This window comes from Paraburkholderia sp. UCT31 (assembly GCF_014397655.1).
GTDB lineage: Bacteria > Pseudomonadota > Gammaproteobacteria > Burkholderiales > Burkholderiaceae > Paraburkholderia > Paraburkholderia tuberum.
Genome location: NZ_VZQP01000177.1, coordinates 1 through 1,233, shown reverse-complemented (window position 1 = coordinate 1,233; position 1,233 = coordinate 1). Strand labels below are relative to the sequence as shown.

1 protein-coding gene is annotated in these 1,233 nt (G+C 60.4%); it reads right to left on the bottom strand.

The genetic code is table 11. The annotated features are described in order from the left end of the window. Nucleotides 1–1,165 (bottom strand): IS3 family transposase gene (locus tag F6X40_RS41465; RefSeq protein WP_187631887.1). Its coding sequence is split into 2 segments (ribosomal slippage), with 1,166 coding nucleotides annotated over them: nt 1–910 and nt 910–1,165; the frame shifts between segments, so codons are not numbered across the junction. This gene is flagged as partial in the annotation. Between the last annotated feature and the right edge of the window lie 68 nt (nt 1,166–1,233).

Genomic DNA, 1,233 nt, shown 5'->3' with positions numbered 1-1,233 from the left:
CGTTGGTTCTGGGCGGCGTGCCAGTCCTGCTCGAATTGCATCGGGCTGACGTAGCCCAACGTCGAGTGCAAGCGCGAATGATTGTAGAAGCTCAACCAGTCGATTACCTCGTCCATCGCTTCGCGACGCGTTGCAAAGCGCTGGCCAAGGATGCGTGCTCGCTTGAGCGATCCCCACAGGCTTTCGGTCGGCGCGTTGTCCCAACAATTTCCTCGACGGCTCATCGAGCTGCGCATGCCGTAGCCCTTAAGCAGGTCCTGGAAGTCATGACTGCAATACTGGCTACCCCTGTCGCTATGGATGATCAGGCCCGCTTCCGGCCGGCGGCGAAACCACGCCATACGCAGCGCGTCAGACACCAGCTCCGTGCGCATGTGTGGCTGCATCGACCAACCCACCACCTGACGGCTGAACAGGTCGAGGATGACCGTCAGGTACAGCCAGCCCTCGTCAGTCCAGAGGTACGTGATGTCCGTACTCCAGGCCTGATCGGGGCGAGCAGGCGAGAAATCGCGTTGCAGCAGGTTCGGCGCGACCGGCAGGTTGTGGTTGCTGTCGGTGGTGGCCTTGAAGCGGCGTTTGGTCTTCGCCTTGATGCCATGCAGCTTCATGAGCCGCTGGACACGATCCTTGCTGACGCGAATGCCCTGGGCAAGCAGCTTCTTCCACACCCGCGGCCAGCCGTACTCGCCTTTGGATTCAGCGTGCACGGCCTTGATGTGGACCAGCAGGGCGTCGTTGCTGATACGTCGGCGCGGACGCTCCGTATCGACGTCCCGGGCCTTGCGGGCATGGTAACCGCTGGGGCTGACACCCAGCACCTGGCAGGTCAGGGAAACCGGCCATTGTCGGCTGTGAAGTTCAATCCAGGCGTACTTCAATCCGACACCTTTGCGAAGTACGCCGTGGCTTTTTCCAATATGTCGCGCTCCATCTTCACGCGTGCCAACTCCGCGCGCAGCCGGGCAATCTCCATCTGTTCGGGAGAAACCTGCTTGCCTGCGCCGTTCAGCTTGCCAGCGGCATCGGCCTTAACCCAGTTGTGCAGCGTCTTCGGGCTAATGGCTAGTATCTTTGCCACCGCCGCCATGCTCTGGCCGCTGCGGACCATGCGCACGGCTTCTATCATGAATTCCTGCGTGTACCGTGCTCTCGGATTACCCATCTTTCCTTCCTCCTCGCGTGAGTTTTACACACTCAGCAAGGGATCCATTTTTTACGGGCAAGCTCAGA